Origin of the sequence: Algoriphagus aestuariicola (assembly GCF_017254835.1) — a bacterium.
Taxonomy (GTDB): domain Bacteria; phylum Bacteroidota; class Bacteroidia; order Cytophagales; family Cyclobacteriaceae; genus Algoriphagus; species Algoriphagus aestuariicola.
The window spans coordinates 559215-578144 of record NZ_JAFKCW010000002.1 but is presented as its reverse complement, the minus strand read 5'-3'; the positions used below and the strand labels follow the sequence as shown (position 1 = coordinate 578144).

Annotated in this window: 15 protein-coding genes and 1 pseudogene; all 16 read left to right on the top strand. The window is 39.5% G+C overall.

The features are described from left to right. Positions 1-220 precede the first annotated feature (220 nt). The 16 genes and pseudogenes from J0A67_RS09695 to J0A67_RS09620 all read left to right on the top strand — a co-directional run bounded on the left by J0A67_RS09695 (position 221) and on the right by J0A67_RS09620 (position 18928). Positions 221-1978, top strand: a complete 1758-nt coding sequence (locus J0A67_RS09695) for an SLC13 family permease (protein ID WP_317195057.1) — start codon at positions 221-223, stop codon at positions 1976-1978. A 1-nt stretch (position 1979) separates the two neighbouring features. Further along, complete coding sequence (cysC, locus tag J0A67_RS09690; protein ID WP_206569112.1) at positions 1980-2573, top strand: adenylyl-sulfate kinase; 594 nt, start codon at positions 1980-1982, stop codon at positions 2571-2573. A gap of 20 nt (positions 2574-2593) precedes the next feature. Continuing rightward, a complete protein-coding gene (gene cysD / locus J0A67_RS09685; protein WP_206569111.1) occupies positions 2594-3499 on the top strand; it encodes a sulfate adenylyltransferase subunit CysD in 906 nt (301 codons plus the stop codon). 78 nt (positions 3500-3577) lie between these two features. Next, complete coding sequence (cysN, locus tag J0A67_RS09680) at positions 3578-4837, top strand: sulfate adenylyltransferase subunit CysN (protein WP_206569110.1); 1260 nt, start codon at positions 3578-3580, stop codon at positions 4835-4837. Between the two features lie 150 nt (positions 4838-4987). Further along, entirely contained in the window at positions 4988-5749 is a 762-nt protein-coding gene (gene cysQ / locus J0A67_RS09675) for a 3'(2'),5'-bisphosphate nucleotidase CysQ (RefSeq protein ID WP_206569109.1), read from the top strand. A 1034-nt stretch (positions 5750-6783) separates the two neighbouring features. Next, positions 6784-7794 carry a mannose-1-phosphate guanylyltransferase gene (locus J0A67_RS09670; RefSeq protein WP_206569108.1) on the top strand — a complete coding sequence of 337 codons (1011 nt, stop codon included), beginning with the start codon at positions 6784-6786 and terminating at the stop codon, positions 7792-7794. A gap of 32 nt (positions 7795-7826) precedes the next feature. Further along, the gene (locus tag J0A67_RS09665; protein WP_241265129.1) at positions 7827-8210 is read left to right on the top strand and encodes a four helix bundle protein; all 384 of its coding nucleotides are present in this window, start codon (positions 7827-7829) and stop codon (positions 8208-8210) included. A 108-nt stretch (positions 8211-8318) separates the two neighbouring features. After that, positions 8319-9260 (top strand): UDP-glucuronic acid decarboxylase family protein, encoded by a 942-nt coding sequence (locus J0A67_RS09660; protein ID WP_206569107.1) that lies wholly within the window; start codon positions 8319-8321, stop codon positions 9258-9260. A 494-nt stretch (positions 9261-9754) separates the two neighbouring features. Beyond that, entirely contained in the window at positions 9755-11065 is a 1311-nt protein-coding gene (locus J0A67_RS09655) for a nucleotide sugar dehydrogenase (RefSeq protein ID WP_206569106.1), read from the top strand. Positions 11066-11074: 9 nt separating this feature from the next. After that, positions 11075-11204, top strand: a pseudogene (locus J0A67_RS09650) (sugar phosphate nucleotidyltransferase); the annotation flags it as partial. 451 nt (positions 11205-11655) lie between these two features. Next, the gene (locus J0A67_RS09645) at positions 11656-12738 is read left to right on the top strand and encodes a DegT/DnrJ/EryC1/StrS family aminotransferase (RefSeq protein ID WP_206569105.1); all 1083 of its coding nucleotides are present in this window, start codon (positions 11656-11658) and stop codon (positions 12736-12738) included. Between the two features lie 499 nt (positions 12739-13237). Then, positions 13238-14287, top strand: coding sequence for a TDP-N-acetylfucosamine:lipid II N-acetylfucosaminyltransferase family protein (locus J0A67_RS09640; RefSeq protein ID WP_206569104.1), 1050 nt, complete (start codon positions 13238-13240; stop codon positions 14285-14287). Further along, the gene (locus J0A67_RS09635) at positions 14274-15566 is read left to right on the top strand and encodes an MOP flippase family protein (protein ID WP_206569103.1); all 1293 of its coding nucleotides are present in this window, start codon (positions 14274-14276) and stop codon (positions 15564-15566) included. Before J0A67_RS09640 ends, J0A67_RS09635 begins: the two co-directional genes overlap by 14 nt. Next, a complete protein-coding gene (locus tag J0A67_RS09630; RefSeq protein ID WP_206569102.1) occupies positions 15567-16787 on the top strand; it encodes a hypothetical protein in 1221 nt (406 codons plus the stop codon). It begins immediately after the preceding gene. Continuing rightward, a complete protein-coding gene (locus J0A67_RS09625) occupies positions 16762-17892 on the top strand; it encodes a glycosyltransferase family protein (RefSeq protein WP_206569101.1) in 1131 nt (376 codons plus the stop codon). Before J0A67_RS09630 ends, J0A67_RS09625 begins: the two co-directional genes overlap by 26 nt. Further along, entirely contained in the window at positions 17876-18928 is a 1053-nt protein-coding gene (locus tag J0A67_RS09620; protein WP_206569100.1) for a right-handed parallel beta-helix repeat-containing protein, read from the top strand. The genes J0A67_RS09625 and J0A67_RS09620 overlap by 17 nt, the downstream gene beginning before the upstream one ends. Positions 18929-18930: the final 2 nt, after the last annotated feature.

Here is an 18930-nt window from a genome sequence, read left to right as displayed (position 1 = left end):
GACGGGGGAGGTACCTAGATGAATTTTGGAATTTGGTTTTTTTAAGGCAATTCAATATGTGCGTTGATGTCAGGTACTGATTAGAGTTGGGTTGCTTTTGGTTGTTGTAAAAGGTATTTGGAGCGGATGAAGCTTTGAAAAAGGGCAGCTTTTATTTCATCTATTCCAAATGAGTATTAGTTAACTATCGGTCGGTTTTATCTTATCAAGCAATTAAAAGGTGAATTTTTCTATTCTGTTTGTCTGCCTTGTGATTTTTTTGCTGGTATTGAGCTTGTATAACAACTGGTTGCGACCGGCTTTGGCCTTTGTGATAGCGTCAATGACCTTTGTTGTTTTTCAAATATTAAGTATTGAGGACCTATTAGCTGGGTTGGCAAACAAACAGATCATTGTGATATTCCTGTTAGTTACCCTCACTGCCGGGATACAGCAGAATCTGGGAAAAGATTTCTTTTATCAGTTTTTTGGTAAGCACCTAAGCCCCTTTCAGTTTCGAGCAAGAATGATGGTTTTGGTATCCTCATTAAGCAGCTTGTTGAACAATACGCCCATAGTCGCCTTCATGATCCCTTTTGTGAAAAACTGGGCAGATGAAAATGGATATTCCGCTTCCAAATTTTTGATTCCATTGTCGTTCGCGACGATACTAGGAGGGATGATTACCGTCGTAGGTACCTCGACAAACCTCGTATTAAACGGTCTAATCGAGCAGAGTGGACTGCAGGGATTGGGATACAGGGATTTTTTGTTTTTGGGAGTAATAGTGTCAGTGCTTGGGTTGATTTATCTGACTTTTGCTTCAGATTTTTTTTTAAAGGATCGAAAGGGGAACAAAGAGCAGGTCATTGGGCATCTTAACGAATATTTGGTCGAAACCAAAGTCGAAAGGAACTCCTCGATTATCGGAAAGACTATAGAGACGGCAGGTTTACGGCATCTCAAGGAGTTGTTTTTGGTAGAGCTAAAAAGGGGAGAAAGGACTATCCCCGCTGTGGGCTCCAGCGTGGAGGTCTTTGAGGGGGATTATTTGTTTTTTGCAGGGAATACCCAAGCGATATTGAATTTGATTAACTCAAATAATGGGTTAGTTCTCCCAGATCAAAGCCAAATTCATCAAAATGGTTTTTCGTCGCTTTCCGAAGCTATTATTCCAACGGGTAGCAATTTGGTAGGCCAAACCCTAAGGGATTCTGGATTTAGGGATAGATACAAAGCCTCAGTAATCTCGATCTACAGAAAAGGCGAAAAAGTAAAGGGCAACCTAGGCGAAACTAAACTTCAGGCTGGGGATTTTTTGCTGATGATATGTGCCAAGGACTGGGATCGGAATAAGAATTCCAGGGATCTTATCTTGATTTCAAACAAAGGAGAGTTGGAAAAAAAGAAGTCTTTGAAGCAGATATTGCCCAGTATTTTTTCTTTGGGATTTTTGATTTTAGGTATTCTGGGATTTATGGAATTGTTTTTCGGTGCATTTCTTGGGATTCTTGTGATGGTTTCATGTAAAATCCTCAAAATGAAGCACATTAAAAACTCCATTGATTTGGAGCTTCTAATAGTTTTGGTCTGCTCGTTGTCAATAGGTGTCGCCATTCAGAAATCGGGTACGGCTGGGTTTATTGTCGAAGGGATAAAGTGGGTTACGGATGAAGGCTCTCCAATTTTCAATATCGGCATCCTATTTTTGATAACTATGGGATTGACCTCTTTGATCACCAACGCGGCTGCAGTATCCATTATGTTTCCGATCGCTTTGGAAATGGGGACCCAATCTGGCGGGATGCTGACCCCCTATTTTGTAGCCATAGCATTTGCGGCCTCTGCGGATTTTATGACCCCCATTGGATACCAAACCAACCTGATGGTCATGGGGCCAGGAAACTACCAATTCTCAGACTATGCAAGAATCGGATTGCCGTTGACTATAATTTATGGTTTAAGTACGCTTGTCTTTATTAATTTTTATTACTTCTGATATGGAAAATCACATACATCCTGCGGTTTTTAAAATTTCAAGGCAGTTGAGAATCGAACGGCTGAATCAAAAGCCCAAATTGATTTGGTTCACTGGGCTCTCGGGGTCTGGAAAATCCACGTTGGCGAATGCGGTGGAAGTCCAGTTGTTTGAGGCTGGATATTCGACCTATCTTTTGGATGGGGATAATATTCGTACGGGATTGAATAAAGATCTGGGGTTTTCAAAAGAGGACAGGGTGGAAAACATCAGAAGGATAGCAGAAGTCGCCAAATTGATGATGGATGCAGGTTTGATCGTGGTTTCTGCGTTTATTTCCCCTTTTAGGGTAGAGAGACAACTGATAGCTGAGTTGGTGGGCGCCGAAAATTTCCTCGAAGTCTATGTGGATTGTCCATTGGAAGTTTGCGAGGAAAGGGATGTAAAAGGACTTTACAAAAAAGCCAGAGCGGGTGTGATTAAGAATTTTACGGGTATAGATTCTCCCTACGAAGCTCCGATAAGCCCTGCAGTGCACATCCACTCGGATAAGGAAGACTTGAAAATTTCAGTAAAAAAAGTAATTGGAGTAATTTCGGCTGCAATCGGCCACTAAGTTTAATAGTTACATTAGCCATGGGATCTTATTATTTGCCTCATTTGAAGGAACTTGAAGCTGAAGCGATTTTTGTAATAAGGGAGGTTGTGTCTCAGTTTGAAAGACCCGCTCTCTTATTTTCAGGCGGAAAGGACAGTATAGTCTTGTCACATCTTGCGAAAAAAGCCTTTTATCCGGCCAAAATCCCTTTTCCATTGATTCATATCGATACTGGCCACAACTTCCCGGAAACCATCGAATTTAGGGATTGGCTTATTGGAAACTTGAGCGTTCAGCTGATCGTGGGATCGGTGCAGGAAAGTATCGACAAGGGGAGAGTAAGAGAAGAGACTGGAGTTAATGCCAGCAGAAACGCCCTTCAGACGGTGACTCTGCTGGATACCCTGGAGGCCTTTAAAATAGATGCTGCAATGGGCGGCGCCAGGAGGGATGAAGAGAAGGCTAGAGCCAAGGAGCGTTTCTTTTCTCACCGGGACGAATTCGGACAATGGGACCCGAAAAATCAGAGGCCGGAATTGTGGAATCTTTTTAACGGTAAAAAACACCATGGGGAACATTTCAGGATTTTCCCGATTTCCAATTGGACGGAAATGGATGTATGGCAGTATATCAAGGAGGAAAACATCGCACTTCCTTCCCTGTATTTTTCCCATGAAAGGGATTGTGTCGTGAGAGATGAGGTCATTTTGGCCAAATCCGAATATTTGCCATTAAAGGAAGGAGAGCGGGTGCAGAGGCTTGTGGTCAGGTATCGAACCTGTGGGGACATGCCTATTACGGGGGCGGTGCTTTCCAATGCTGATACGTTGGAATTGATCATCGAGGAGGTCGCGACAACCAGGACTACGGAACGAGGCACACGGGCTGATGACAAGAGGGGCGAAACAGCCATGGAGGATAGGAAAAAGGCTGGCTATTTCTAAGTTTTAGTTTGCGTGTCAAATGAACCAAAGAAATGAAATTTTACACTGATTTTTTGACTCTTAAGATTCAACGTTTAAATGAGCATACAAGAAAACAATCAACTTCTACGATTCACCACGGCAGGCTCTGTCGATGACGGGAAAAGTACGCTGATCGGAAGATTGCTTTACGATTCAAAATCGATTTTCGAAGACCAAATCGAGGCGGTGAAGACTTCTTCGGAGAAAAAAGGCTTTGATTATGTGGATTTGTCGCTTTTGACAGATGGTCTTAGGTCAGAGCGGGAGCAGGGAATTACCATTGATGTCGCTTATCGATACTTTGCCACGCCAAAGCGAAAGTTCATCATAGCGGATACCCCGGGACATATTCAATATACCCGGAATATGGTCACGGGGGCTTCGACTGCGAACCTTGCGATAATCTTGATAGACGCTCGAAAGGGGCTCTTGGAACAGACACATCGACATTCCTTTATCGCTTCGCTGTTGAAAATCCCGCATGTGGTCGTCTGTGTGAACAAAATGGATCTGGTCGACTACTCTGAGGAAGTGTACAACCGGATTGTTGCCGATTACCAGGCATTTTCCAGTAAGCTGGACATCAAGGATGTCCAATTCGTGCCTATCTCTGCGTTAAACGGAGACAATGTAGTGGCCCGTTCGGAGAATATGGATTGGTATGAGGGGGCCACATTATTGTATCATCTGGAACATGTTCATATCGCGTCTGATTTCAACCACATTGATTGTAGATTTCCTGTCCAAATGGTGATTCGTCCCCATACCTTGGGTTTCCAGGATTTTCGGGGATATGCAGGCAGGGTTGACGGTGGCATTTTTAAGCCTGGGGATGAGGTGAAAGTCTTGCCTTCTGGATTTACTTCGAAAATCAAGAGCATTGAGCTGGACGGTAAATCCATCGTTGAAGCCTACGCCCCCATGTCCGTCACGATGACTTTGCAGGACGAAATAGACATAAGTAGGGGAGACATGATCGTAAGACCAAACAATCAGCCCAATGTGGAGCAGGACTTGGAGGTGATGGTATGTTGGATGAATCAGAAAACCTTGCAAAGCCGAACCAAGGTGATCGTAAAACATACTACCAAGGAATGTCAGGCAATGGTGAAGGACATTCAATACTCCGTGGATGTCAATACGCTGCATAGAATCGAAGGAATAACGGAAATCGGAATGAACGATATTGCCAGAATTTCCCTCCGCACGGCCCAGCCTTTATTTTTTGATTCCTATCGAAGGAACAGACAAACAGGTTCGCTTATTCTCATTGATCCGAATACCAATGAGACCGTCGGCGCCGGAATGATCGTCTGAGAAACAGGGTATAGAAGGAAGTATCCGAAACAGGTTTTGTGAAAAAAAATCCAGCTTGTCAGTGGATCGACCAAAATCTGCCACCAGAAAAAATACTTGTCGGTACTTGGGAGTGTACCATACAGTTCACAGGCCTTAAGAAATAGAGTTATGCATACAATCAATTTAAGGGAACTTACAGCCTTAGCCAAGGAGGCCTCCTTGGCAGCTGGAAATGCGATGATGGACATTTACAAGTCAGACGACTTTGGGATAGAGATCAAAGGGGACAATTCGCCATTGACCAAAGCAGATCTAGCTGCCCATCGAGTGATATGCGGATTTCTGGAGCGAACTGGTTTACCGATACTCTCTGAAGAAGGCAAAGATATATCCTATCACGAAAGGAAAAATTGGGACTACTTCTGGATGGTAGACCCATTGGACGGAACCAAAGAGTTTATAAAGAAGAATGGGGAATTCACGGTAAACATAGCCCTAATCCACAAGGATGTCCCTGTTTTAGGCGTAGTATATGCTCCCGTTTTGGGCTGGCTGTACTGGGGGAATGAAGAGGAAGGGGCATGGAAACAGGCAAATGGAGCTTCTCCATACCAGCTTGAAAGACGAGAAAGGCCCGAGGTCAAAACAATTGTTGCCAGCAAATCCCATTTGAATCCCGAGACGCAGGAGTTTATTGCGCGATACCCCGGTGTTGAAGTGATTTCCATGGGTTCATCCTTGAAATTCATGCTGGTGGCGGAGGGAAAAGCACAGATTTATCCAAGATTTGCCCCAACCATGGAGTGGGATACCGCGGCTGCTCATGGCGTGGTGATTGCTATGGGTGGGAGTGTCGAAATCTATCCAAGCGGAGACCCACTTCCCTACAATAAGGCAGATTTGCTGAATTCCTGGTTTCTCGTTTCTTAAAAAGATTATTTTTTTTCTCGTCTAGAGGAATATAGGGACTTCAAGTAGATCCTACCCTTAGTGCCTGAAGAGATCAAGGCACGAGTGAAATTTCAGGAAGTTTTAAAACATAATTGTTATCAGATTTTGGACCATGCCTCAATTTAAAAGGGCATGGTTTTTTGTTTGATCAATGGCCAGAAATGACGATTTGAATACCCGTTAATCGATGGGCTGGTAACGGACTAGAATGTCAATGCGGGTTTTTTGGTAGACTTTTGGGGAAAATTGTCCATAACTGCCGATTGCAGTATAGAACTTCATCAAATAAATTTATTGGAAGGCATGATGGAATCATAGGCGAGACAGCTGCCTGATTTTTTTCCGAAATTTCAAAGAAGTTGATAATTATGGGCTTATCAGTGTCAAAATAGTTCGGGTATAAGTATTCTCTTCGTTTTTGGGAAGGGCTCAAATTTGGCAAATTCTTTGTTTTGCTGGTTGACCATCGACAAGTCGCTTTTGAAAACTTCCCCATTTATTAGGTGAAGTCATACTTTGGGATTTGTATGGCGGCACAAGAGCATTTGCCCATCGATATGAAAAAAACGATAAAAAACAGGAATATAAATGAGTACAAAAATTGCTCGTTTTACTACCTTTGCTGCAATAGAATTTTAGAAAATGCCTCAAATTTTCATGTTGAGGCCGTTTTTTTTTAGCAATAACCCATAATAGCCAAGGTTTAAACTTCTAATGCAGTTGTTAAACCTGCTAAGACCAACGACTTAAAACCGAAAGAAATTCGAAAAGACATCAGGCATTCATTTTTGTCTGGATTTACTTTTCATCTTCCGGAATTTGATCAAGATGGGACTGAAAGGGCGAAGCTGTGTCCGGCTGTCAATTTAGGATAGCGCTTGAAGGGTTGGATGGTATTGGGAAATAGATTTTGTGATTCTTGAGATTTGAAGTTAATTGGGAGGGTGAAGTGGATTTCGGTCAATCAATTGAAAGCAATTTTTGCAACCAATAATTGAAAGTTTTTTAAGATCATGGACACTCGTAGGTTTAGAACATTCAACGTAATTCTTTCAGGTGGGGTAGGGTCAAGGCTTTGGCCACTGTCCCGAAAGAGTAAACCAAAGCAATACTTGCCGATCTTTGAGGGACAGACGCTTTTTCAAAAGACTGTACTCAGAAACAAGAGTTTCTGCGATGAACTGATCGTAGTGGGCAACAGCGACAACTACGGACTTTCCCGTACTGATCTGACGAATGCCGGGATAAACACCTATTCGGAAATCATCGAAGCCTGCCCAAGAAACACCGCGGCAGCGATTGCATTTGCCGCCTTTGCGGTTGATCCAAACGAGATCTTATTTGTCACACCCTCTGACCATCTCATTCATGCGGATGAACACTACGCTTCTGCTGTTTCAAGAGCGATGCAGCTTGCGGGGGAGGGTTTCATTGTGACCTTTGGTTTGAAGCCAACCAAGCCTGAGACGGGCTACGGATACATCGAATCAGATGGAGAAGATGTGAAGAGTTTTAGAGAGAAGCCAGACTTGACGACCGCGCTGGGCTTTTTGGAGCGAGGAAACTTCTACTGGAATTCGGGCATGTTTTGCTTTAAAGCGGGAGTTTATCTGAAGGAGCTTCAGGAATTTGAACCTGAGGTTTTTCTGGCCGCTAAAGAGGCCTACGAAAATTCAGAATCAGGGAAACTGGACTACACCCTATCCATGCGGATCCCGTCCATATCGGTAGACTATGCCGTGATGGAGCGGACCAACAAGATAAAAGTCGTGCCTTCTTTGTTTCAATGGTCGGATATGGGTTCATTCGAGTCCATCTACGAATACCTGGAACAAACCGGGCACCCCAAAGATGAACTGGGAAACATGGTCATCGGGACTTCGATCCACACCGAGTTTACCGGACTCACCAATACCATCCTGATCCAAACCCCAGATGCCATCTTGGTGCTTCGAAAAGAGAATGCCCAAGAAGTGAAGAAAGTGTATGAGCGGCTCGAGAAAGAACACCCTGAGTTGGTATAGTTGGTTAAGAGTTAACTGTTAATCGTTAAACATTGGCAAGAATTGACAGCTTTGAGGACTTGGAAATTTGGCAAGAGGCAAGGGTTTTATGCATGAAAATTCGTATCCTTACGCAAGAAACATCGTTCAAATCAGACTTTCGTTTTTGTTCTCAGTTCAATTCAGCAGCGGGGTCAATAATGGATAATATCGCCGAAGGTTTTGAAAGAGATGGCAACAAAGAGTTTATCAATTTTCTCTATATAGCAAAAGGTTCAAACGGCGAAGCTCGGTCCCAATCCTACAGGGCATTTGACGCAGGTTTCATTTCAAAAGAATCCCTTGAAGATCTATTGGGTAAAACAGAAAGGCTCAAAAGAAAAATCAATAATTTAATTATCACTTTAAAAACAAGCGGTACCAAGGGTTACAAATAATAAATTCTTAACCCTTAACCTCTTAACCCATAACCCTTAACCCATAACCCTTAACCCTTAACCTCTTAACCCATAACCTCTTAACCCATAACCCTTTAACTCTTTAAAATGAAGCGAATTCTTGTCACCGGTGGTGCCGGTTTTTTAGGCTCACATCTTTGTGAGCGTCTGTTGAATGAGGGGAACGAGGTGCTTTGCGTGGACAATCTTTTTACGGGTAGAAAGTCCAATATCCATCATCTCATGGATGATAAGAATTTCGAATTTCTGAGACATGATATTACTTTCCCCCTCTATGCTGAGGTGGATGAAATCTATAATCTAGCCTGTCCTGCAAGTCCTGTCCACTACCAGTTTGACCCGGTACAGACGACAAAAACATCGGTGATCGGAGCAATCAACATGCTCGGATTAGCCAAAAGACTTCGGATTAAGATCCTTCAGGCAAGCACCTCCGAAGTCTATGGAGATCCCGAGGTCCATCCCCAGCCGGAGTCCTACAAAGGAAGCGTCAGCACAACGGGGATTAGGGCCTGCTATGACGAAGGAAAGCGATGTGCAGAAACATTGTTCTTTGACTATCAAAGACAACATAAGGTGGCGATCAAGGTGATGAGAATCTTCAATACCTACGGTCCAAGAATGCATCCCAACGACGGCCGGGTGGTCAGCAATTTCATTGTCCAAGCGCTCAAGGGCCAGGACATCACCATCTTTGGAGACGGCAGACAGACGCGGAGCTTTTGCTATGTGGATGACAATATCGAAGGGATGTACCGCCTGATGAACTCCAGGGACGGCTTTACCGGTCCGGTCAACATTGGCAATCCCGGGGAGTTTACCATGTTAGAACTTGCAGAGTTGGTTATTGCGCTGACCAACAGCACGAGCAAACTCAAGTTTTTGCCCTTGCCTCAGGACGACCCCATGCAACGTCAGCCGATCATTGATCTGGCAAAGAAAGAGCTGGACTGGGAGCCGACGGTGGATCTCCGTACTGGACTTGGGAAGACGATTCAATACTTTGACGAACTGCTGAAAAATAGTTAAGGGTTAAAAGAAACGAGTTAATAGTTAAGTGATAAAAGTTAAGCCTGGCCAGAGAAGAGAATTTTGACGAACTTTTTAAAAAACAGTTAAGAGTTAATCGTTAAAGGTTAAACGTGGCCAGAATTGAGAATTTTGAAGAACTTTTGAAAAATAGTTAAGGGTTAAAAGTTAATTGTTAAGCGTGGCCAGTTTCGCTACATGTCCAAGGGGTCATGTGGAGCGGTTCGCTCTCAGAATTATAGCGCGTCGGATTGCGGGTTTATATCCGAACCAGAATTTGGGGGATGTTCTAGCAAGGACAGAAAGGCTCAAGAGGAAGATACACAACTTGATAGTAACTCTCAAAAAATAGCAGCACGAAAGGATATAGATGAGCAACGTCCTTAACCCTTAACAATTAACCCTTAACAATTAACCCTTAACCCTTAACCCTTAACCCTTAACCCCTTAACCCTTTAACTCTTATCCATTACGATTAACAAACCAACTTTTAGATGCTTACAAACCTAGAAAACAGTAAAATCGCCATCATCGGCTTGGGCTATGTTGGCCTTCCTTTAGCAACCGCTTTTGCGGAAAAATTTAAAACCGTGGGCTATGACATCGACCCCAAGCGTGTCGATGAGTTACAAAAGGGGCACGACCGAACCCTGGAGGTTGAGGATGATCAGTTGCAGGCAGTCTTGGTGAAGACATCCCTGGAACTGGAAGACAAGGGAAAGGGCCTTCTGATTACAGATGCCATCTTGCCCATTTCCTCTGCCAATATCTATATCGTGACAGTGCCCACTCCGACGGATAAGCACAACCGTCCGGTGCTTACTCCCATGCTGAAGGCCTCTGAAGCGATAGGGAAAATCCTGAAGAAAGGAGATGTCGTGATCTATGAATCCACGGTCTATCCGGGAGTCACAGAGGAGGAATGTATACCAGTACTGGAGAAAGTCTCAGGTCTGAAGTTTAACGAAGATTTCTTCGCCGGCTACTCTCCGGAGCGGATCAACCCGGGAGACAAGGAACACACCGTAACCAAGATCCTAAAGGTGACCTCCGGTTCGACTCCCGAGGTGGCGGAGTATGTGGATCAGCTCTATAAAGCAGTCATTACCGCAGGCACCCACAAGGCTTCGTGCATCAAAGTGGCCGAAGCCGCAAAGGTCATCGAAAACTCGCAACGGGATATCAACATCGCCTTTGTGAATGAGTTGAGTAAGATCTTTAATCTTCTGGGGATTGATACTCAGGAGGTCTTGGAAGCGGCGGGAACCAAGTGGAACTTCCTTCCCTTCCGTCCGGGATTGGTAGGGGGCCATTGTATCGGTGTGGATCCGTTTTATCTGGCCCAAAAGGCGCAGGAGGTAGGCTATCACCCGGAGATTATCCTGGCCGGTCGTCGCCTCAATGATTCTATGGGCAAGCATGTGGCTACAGAGGTGATCAAGCTGATGATGCGAAAGGACCTCAAGGTGATCGACTCCAAGGTACTGATCTTGGGTTTTACCTTCAAGGAAGACTGTCCCGATGTTCGTAACACTCGGGTGATCGATATCTACAATGAGCTAAAGTCATTCGATATGGATGTCTGCGTCTACGACCCATGGGCGGATCCCGCCGAGGTAAAGCATGAGTATGGTGTAGATGTGATCAATGGAGGTGCCAAACCGGATCTTGCGGATTATTCAGCAGTGATCTTGGCGGTGGCCCATAAAGAGTTCAAATCCTGGCCGATCCAAGCTTCCAGCGAGTGTGTGGTGTTTGATGTGAAATCAGTATTGGAAAAAGATAAGGTAGATGCACGACTTTAAAAATATACTATGAAAGGTATAATTCTAGCCGCTGGATCAGGAACAAGACTTCATCCATTAACATTAGATGTGTCGAAAGCAATATTTTCCATCTATAGATAGTCCAAAGATCTATTATCCTTTGTCGGTGTCGATGTTAGAATAACGCACCACGAGGAACAAAATCCAATGCTTTAGGAGGTGGTTTTCCATTTTACGCAAATTTGATCGTTTCATTTACTAAAAATGTATAATCTCCAAACAGGGGTGAATTAGGAATTGTTTCCGTGAACCAAGCTTACCTAGCAAATGATCAATTGAAATTCCAAACAAAAACTTACGGATTGCTTCCCTAAATGCCGACACATAAGCATCTTTGAGAGAAGTAAATGTCTATATGAAAGCCGTAGAAAGACGAGGTGTTATAAAGACAGCATGTTTGGAAAAAGTTATATTTAACTATATTGGATTATAAAAAGTAAACGGTCAAATAATGTCAAGTAATTGGAGGGAGATTGTTATGATTATGTTTAAAAACGTTTTTCACTAAAATAATCTTTAAAGCCCATTTTTAGGCTTTGAAAGTGTCTTAATTTAAAAACTGTAATTAAATGATTCCAGTAACCAAACCGTTTCTTCCGCCTGTCGAGGAGTATAAAAAATATATTGATCGTATATGGCGACGGCAATGGTTAACCAATATGGGACCTTTGGCGTCAGACTTGGAAATGAAGCTAAAAGAGTATCTAGAGTTAAAGCATCTGCTTTTTGTTACCAACGGCACAGTAGCGATTCAACTTGCAATTAAGGCTTTAGGTCTAAAGGGAGAAATTATTACCACTCCATTTTCATTTGTGGCAACAACAAGCTCCATCGTATGGGAAGGCTGCTCTCCCGTATTTGTTGATATTGACAAGAATACATTATGTATTGATTCGTTAAAAATTGAAGAAGCAATTACAGAAAACACGTCGGCTATATTAGCCACCCACGTATATGGAAATCCTTGTGATGTGATAGCTATAGAAAGAATTGCTAGAAAACACAATTTGCGGGTGATTTACGATGGTGCACATGCTTTTGGTGTTGAAATTAACGGAAAATCCGTTTTTGAATTTGGGGATATTTCTACTTGTTCAATGCATGCCACAAAATTATATCACAGTATAGAAGGGGGATTTATAGTTACTAATAACGCAGATTTATTAAAAAAAATAGCCTTTATGCGTAACTTCGGTATTTCAGGATTTGATTCATTTTCTGAACTAGGATTAAATGGAAAAAATTCAGAATTGCATGCGGCAATGGGATTGTTAAACTTAAACTATATAGATAATATTCATCAGAAGCGTAAAGAACTGACAGAATATTACGACGAGAAACTAAAATTTCTACGCGCGGTTAAGCCGATCTGGCATGCGGAAGCGAGTTTAAACTTTGCATATTATCCAATAATTCTAGAGAGTGAGGAGTTATTATTAAAAATTAAGAAAGAACTGGATATAAATGAAATATTTACTAGAAGATATTTTTATCCTTCACTAGCTTCTTCCTTACCATATATAGAAAAGCAATCCCTTTCTGTAACTGATGACATTTCTAAAAGAATACTTTGTCTGCCATTGTATTATGAATTGAGCTTGGAGGAAGTGGACTTGATTTGCCGATTGATGTTGAGAATTCAAAATAATTGAGAATATTTTAATATTGGGGCCAATTGGTTTTGCTAAAGAAATCGTGGATGTTTTTAGACCTCACAATTATTTAAAAAGTCATGCTTTTTACGACGATGTTACTTAGAGATATTCTATTTATGATAAGTTTCTTATTTTAACTTCTTTGGACGTTGTGCGAAGCTATTTGAGTGAAATTACGATTAGTGAAGAAGGTAATATTTTAAATGAAGTTAAGATATCAAATGGTGTAAGAATTGATCTGGCCCCGCTCATATATTGTAAAATCACTCATAACATGATTGTAAAATCGGAGATTTTATGATGATTTTCCTAAGGCGATAATCTTGGGAAAAGTCCATATATACGAATTAATACACATATTGGGGCAAACGCCACAATATTACCAGATATTAAATTGGAAATAGTGTGGTAATTACCTCTGTTTCTGCAGTGACAAAAGATATTGTTAGGGGTTATATTGTTGCTGGCGTACGAGCGAAAACTATTGGACTTAAAAATGAGGATACTCCATATAATTGATGATGAGAAGTTTATAAAATTCTGCAAGAATACCTTTGATATTTTTTATGTGGAAAATTACTTTTTGAAAAGTGGAGAAGTTAGTGTAAACTATTTATCAGATAATAGTATAGATGTAATTTTTGTTCATTACTTAAAGGATAAGGAGGTCGATTTTTTCTACTTTAATAGTATACTTTTACCTAAAATTTGGATGTTTTGGGGCGCGGATGGATTTTCACTGCCTTTATTTTACAATAAATTTTTAGATGGTGGCTCAAAGGAATTTCTGAATAAAGTGAAACTAAGTACTAGTTTCACGGAGTATTTTAAACATAAAGTCAAAATTCATTTCAATAAATTGTGGAACCAAAGTTTTGCTACTAGAAAAAAGCTTAAAGTCATCAATCAATTCAATTATATTGTCCCAATAGTTCCAGGGGATTTTAGTTTACTTTCCAGTTCTTATAAAATAAGCTCGAATTTTTTTCATTTTAACTATGTGACTGATTTACAAGGGGATGTGAGTAAAAACACTGAAGGAAATATTTTTTTAGGAAACTCTTCCTCTATTTTTAATAACCATTTATCCATTCTTCGAAAACTGAATGAAGCAAAATTGGGTTCTAGAAAAGTTTATGTTCCGTTAAGCTATGGTGATCAACATTATAAAAAGAGTCTTTTGGATTTCATAATCGATCTTAAAAATCCTAATATTATTCCATTAGCAAGTTTTATACCCTTTTCAGAATATACTAAGATTATAAATAGTTGTGATATAATGATCATGAATCATCAGAGGCAGCAAGCATTGGGCAATATTATTTTAGGACTAATAAATGGCTGCACAATTTTTATGAATGAGTCATCTACGCTTTATAAATTTCTTCTGAGTGAAAATTTTTTGATTAATACCGTAGGCGAATTAGATCATATGCATGTACTATCGCTTCAGGATAGACAGCATAACTCACAAATAGCAAAACAAGTATTTGGTAGAGAAAGACAATTGTTAGCCGTAGATAAATTATTGAGTGTCTTTAGATAGTCAGGTTAAATCCGGAGTAAAATGGACAACAGCCAGTACCATAGTTTTGGCTGTGACGGCAATCCTGAAGATTTCCATTTTAACTCGATTTCTAGACAAAAGTGATTTCGGCTTAATGGCCTTGGTTACTTTTGTGATGGGATTTATGGAGTTGTTTAATGACATGGGTTTGACATCAGCAATACTTCACAAACAGGGAATCACTAAGCAGCAGTATGCTAGCTTATATTGGATTAATTGGTTAGCGAGTGTAGTGATGTATCTTATTTTGGTTTTCATAAGCCCGTTCGTTGCTGCTTTTTACAACCAGCCGCTATTAAGCATTCTAATACCTTTAATAGGGTTAAATCTCCTTTTTACAGGGTTGGGACGGCAATTTAAGACAATTGAGCAGAAACATATGCTTTTTGATAAGACTAGCATTATCGATATCTCCGGTGCATTGCTGTCCCTGGGGATTTCTATTCTGTTAGCGATATATGGATATGGAGTGTATGCTTTGGTGTATTCTGTTGTGTTTCAATCTGTGTTTTCAAATTTTTGTTATTTTTGTATAGGAGTAAAAAAGTACGGAATTTTATTACATTTCAAATTGAATGAAACGAAGGAATTTCTCTCAATAGGAGTTTATCAAGTCGGTGGACAAGTTGTGAATTATTTTAACAGAGATTTGGACATATTGATTATTGGGAAGTTTTTTTCTCCGGATGTTCTGGGAGGGTATAGTTTAGCAAAGCAGTTGGTTTTTCGACCTGCCCAACTGATCAATCCTATTTTGGTTAAGGTGGCTGCTCCGGCTTTGGCTTTGAAACAAAATAATGTTCAGGAATTAAAAGCTGCATATCTTAAACTGGTAAATATTGTAGCATCAATTAATATACCCGTATATTTGGGGATAACTATTTTTACCCCGTGGATCGTAACCATCCTATATGGTGAGGGGTTTGATGATATTTTTTCGCTGGTGAGGATATTATCGATTTATATGATTTTTAGGGCTTTGGGAAATCCGATTGGCAGCCTGGTAGTTGCTACTGGTAGAACCAAGTTAGAATTTATCTGGAATATTGTCACCCTCATTGTGTTACCTTTATTTATTTATTTTGGTTCAAAGTTTAGCATTGAAGGAGTTACTGTAAGTCTAGCATTATCTATGATTATGTTATTCTATCCCTCATGGAAAGTACTTGTTAACAGTCTGTCAACAGCGAGTTTGAGGGAGTATCTCTTGGCTTGCTTTAGATTAAACTGGGAATTTATCTTCTCCTTAAAAAAATAAATGAATATAGCCAATAATCTATTTTATGTATTGTTGTTTTTGGGTTTCTTTATGCCAACTAATAACAGTTTTTATATTCCATTGCCTGGATTTTTTTTGAAGGTTAATGAAATAGCTTTCTTATTGCTTCCGCTAATTAACTTATTCTGCACATCAGTTTACCAAAAGTTCAGGATAGAAAGTAAATTATATAGATATATTTTGTTTTATTTGCTTTTAGTGTTTATTACTGAATTTTTTTTAAAGCCAGTTATTTTCGAGCAGTCAATAAGTGATTCATTCAAAGCTTTTAGATTGGGTATACCCTTGTATTCTTCCCTGCTCCTTGTTTTTGTCGGAATTAAAGCCGATGTTAAGATTATATGGAACGTATTGCTATGGGCTATTGGATTTTCTGTTTTGCTTTCTGTTATATCAATGTTTGTGGATTTGCCAATTTATTATAACCTGGAAGATGAGGATATACTAGAAATGTCTAATGGTCGTATAGTGAATTCAAATGCTTCATTTGGTATAATTGGGCTATGTCTTTTATTTTCAAGTAGAGATGCTTGGTATAATCGGGGTGTGCTTGTTAGGTACGTTTCTATTTTGAGTATAATTTCTCTATTACTAACGTTTAATCGAACCTATCTAGCGCTATTTGTTTTGTTATTTGTTTATCTGTCATATATTACTTTTTCTAGAAAATTTTTTTTAAAGACTGTTTTTATTCCAATTTTATTTCTCGGATTAACATTTATTCTTTATACTAATATTGATACCATTCAGAGACAAATAGATAGGCGTATATTATCTATTATTTTTCAGGAAACATCTCTTGTTGAGTCAACTATCGAAAGCAATAGGGATGAAATTTATATCGGCATTCTAGAGAAAATTGAGAAAGGATATTGGATTATTGGATTACCATATGATGTACCAATATTTGTCCGTTCTGCCAGATTCGGAAAAGAAAGCGTCCTCCTTAGTACTACAGACACTTCATTTGCCAATATACTGTTACGTTTTGGCGTCGTCTCCTTGCTACTATACCTTTTAATACTTGCACGATTTGTGAAAATTGACCGTGCCAAGGCTTTTAGTATTGTGTTCATTATTTATTTACTGGCCTCGTTGAATGTAGATTCTTTAATGGCCCAAAATTCTATTTTATTTTTAGTTTTGTACTTCTATATTACAAATATCCAAATTTATGAAAAGAATAGTATTTATAGCTAAAACAAACTTAAATAACGACGGGAGAATTTTGAATCAAATCAAGTTTTTGCAGAATCACTTTAAGGAAAAGCTAGATCTCCATTTTTTACTTTTACCAGATAGACCTTATTTTGAAAATTTAGGAACGGGTGTAAAAATACATGATTTAAACACTTCTTTTCGGAATAGTAGGTTTTTAAGGATATTTACTGTTCTTGAGTTCACCCAAAAGGCAATACGAAGAATCATACAATTGAAACCATCTGTTATTCATGTTCAAGACATGACAGTTGTTTTACCTGTTTATCTATATAAAAAATGCTTTGGAAATCGCGTTACGGTTATTTATGATGATCACGAGATGCCAAATGAAAATGAGTCCCTGCAATATAGACTTTTTCAATTTTTTGAAAGAAGGTTAATGCAAGTTGCGGATTTTGTCATTTATGCGAACCAAGAGAGACGGGAGATACTTGATAAAGAATTGGGTATTGCGAATAGTTCGTACTTTTTAAATTTACCCTACTATGATGATCAGCGTATTGAAGTCGATGAGAAAATAGATCCAATATTTCAAAGCAAGTTGGATCAGCTCATCAAACTGAAGAAGGATGGAGTGAATATTATTGTTCATCAGGGGCTTTTGGAAGTTGAACGAGGTAGAGAAAAATTGGCAAATTTCAGTAAATTAGATTTTCCTAAAACCAAAATTGTTGTCATTGGAATTACTGAGTTAGATTTTAATCTCTTTATTCAACAATATAATTTAGACTATAGTAATTTTTATTTCGTTGGCAGTGTTCCCTACAAAATCCTGAGAGAATTTTGGAAATTGGCGGATGCTGCTATTATTATGTATTTGCCAACATATATTAATAATAGACTCTGCGCCCCAAACAGGTATTTTATAGCTTTAGAGCTCGGAATTCCTACAATAGTAAATATTGACAATCCTGTTTTATCTAGTTTTACAGAAAAGTATAAATCTGGGTTTTACATAGAGGATATTGTTGTGAAAAAAGATATAGATAGAGTAATTTCTCATTCTTATTCTATAGATACATTGAATAAACTGAAGGAGAAGGAGCTTATTAAATTTGGAGCCATATATGAAAAGTTTATTTAGCTTACTGATCGTTCTGTTGTGTCACACCGTGACTGGCCAACAGAGTGGAAACGACTATACCGAAAAGGACATACAAAGGTACAAAAATAAGCCCAATTATATTGTAACTGATAGAAGTCAGCTGTTAGCTGCTCTTGAAGAAGCAGCACCTTATAGTATTATCTATGTAAAAGGAAATGCACAAATAGATCTGTCTGGAGAAAAAAATATTATTATTAAAGAAGGAATTAAGTTAATTGGAGATAGAAAAAAAAATAAGAAAGAACTTGGTGCAGTTTTATTTACCAGCAATGCAGGGGTACATCCTTTTTTTAAAGTTGATGGGGATAATGTCTTAATATATGGTGTCACCATAGTTGGTGACGATGGGAATGTTTTGGTCAAAGACGATTCTTTTGAGGAAAAAAAACAAGTAGATGTAAAAAATAGTTATATGGAATTGTACCATAATAATATGTATGCTACTCCAGTATCTTCGGGAGTTGCAACCCAGATGAGAAACTTGGTGATCGATAATTGCGAATTGTCACAGTGGACCTATACAGCAGTGTACGTTCGGAAAGGAGCTGAGAATATACAAATAAAAAACTCTTATATCCATCATAATCAAAGATTTGGTCTTGGATATGGTATTACAATTGATCAGGGAGAAGCTATTATTACAAATAATGTTTTTAATTACAACCGTCATTCTATAGCTTCTACAGGAAGGGAAGGGTCTAGGTATACGGTTGAAGGAAATTTATTTTGCAAAGATGGAAATAACACTTGGGCAATCGATATGCATGGTGGAAAAGATTGGAATGATGGGACAAATATAGCTGGAGATTACGCAATTGTAAGAGATAATGTGTTTTATATTACGGGCAAAGGACAAGCGTTTGTTATCAGAGGTAAGTCTTTAAAAAAGTCTATTATTACCGGAAATGTTGTTTATAAAGACAAAATGTCTTTAATTTCAGCTGCGCGGGTCTTTGAACAAGTAAATGCTAAGGGCAATCTTGAAATTAAAGATAATAAGGTTAAGTTAAAATAAGA

Bases quoted from the DNA above. Each gene is read 5' to 3' on its own strand.
- cysC (WP_206569112.1), top strand. From the start codon at position 1,980: ATGGAAAATCACATACATCCTGCGGTTTTTAAAATTTCAAGGCAGTTG.
- cysD (WP_206569111.1), top strand. From the start codon at position 2,594: ATGGGATCTTATTATTTGCCTCATTTGAAGGAACTTGAAGCTGAAGCG.
- cysN (WP_206569110.1), top strand. From the start codon at position 3,578: ATGAGCATACAAGAAAACAATCAACTTCTACGATTCACCACGGCAGGC.
- cysQ (WP_206569109.1), top strand. From the start codon at position 4,988: ATGCATACAATCAATTTAAGGGAACTTACAGCCTTAGCCAAGGAGGCC.
- J0A67_RS09670 (WP_206569108.1), top strand. From the start codon at position 6,784: ATGGACACTCGTAGGTTTAGAACATTCAACGTAATTCTTTCAGGTGGG.
- J0A67_RS09660 (WP_206569107.1), top strand. From the start codon at position 8,319: ATGAAGCGAATTCTTGTCACCGGTGGTGCCGGTTTTTTAGGCTCACAT.
- J0A67_RS09655 (WP_206569106.1), top strand. From the start codon at position 9,755: ATGCTTACAAACCTAGAAAACAGTAAAATCGCCATCATCGGCTTGGGC.
- J0A67_RS09645 (WP_206569105.1), top strand. From the start codon at position 11,656: ATGATTCCAGTAACCAAACCGTTTCTTCCGCCTGTCGAGGAGTATAAA.
- J0A67_RS09640 (WP_206569104.1), top strand. From the start codon at position 13,238: ATGAGGATACTCCATATAATTGATGATGAGAAGTTTATAAAATTCTGC.
- J0A67_RS09630 (WP_206569102.1), top strand. From the start codon at position 15,567: ATGAATATAGCCAATAATCTATTTTATGTATTGTTGTTTTTGGGTTTC.
- J0A67_RS09625 (WP_206569101.1), top strand. From the start codon at position 16,762: ATGAAAAGAATAGTATTTATAGCTAAAACAAACTTAAATAACGACGGG.
- J0A67_RS09620 (WP_206569100.1), top strand. From the start codon at position 17,876: ATGAAAAGTTTATTTAGCTTACTGATCGTTCTGTTGTGTCACACCGTG.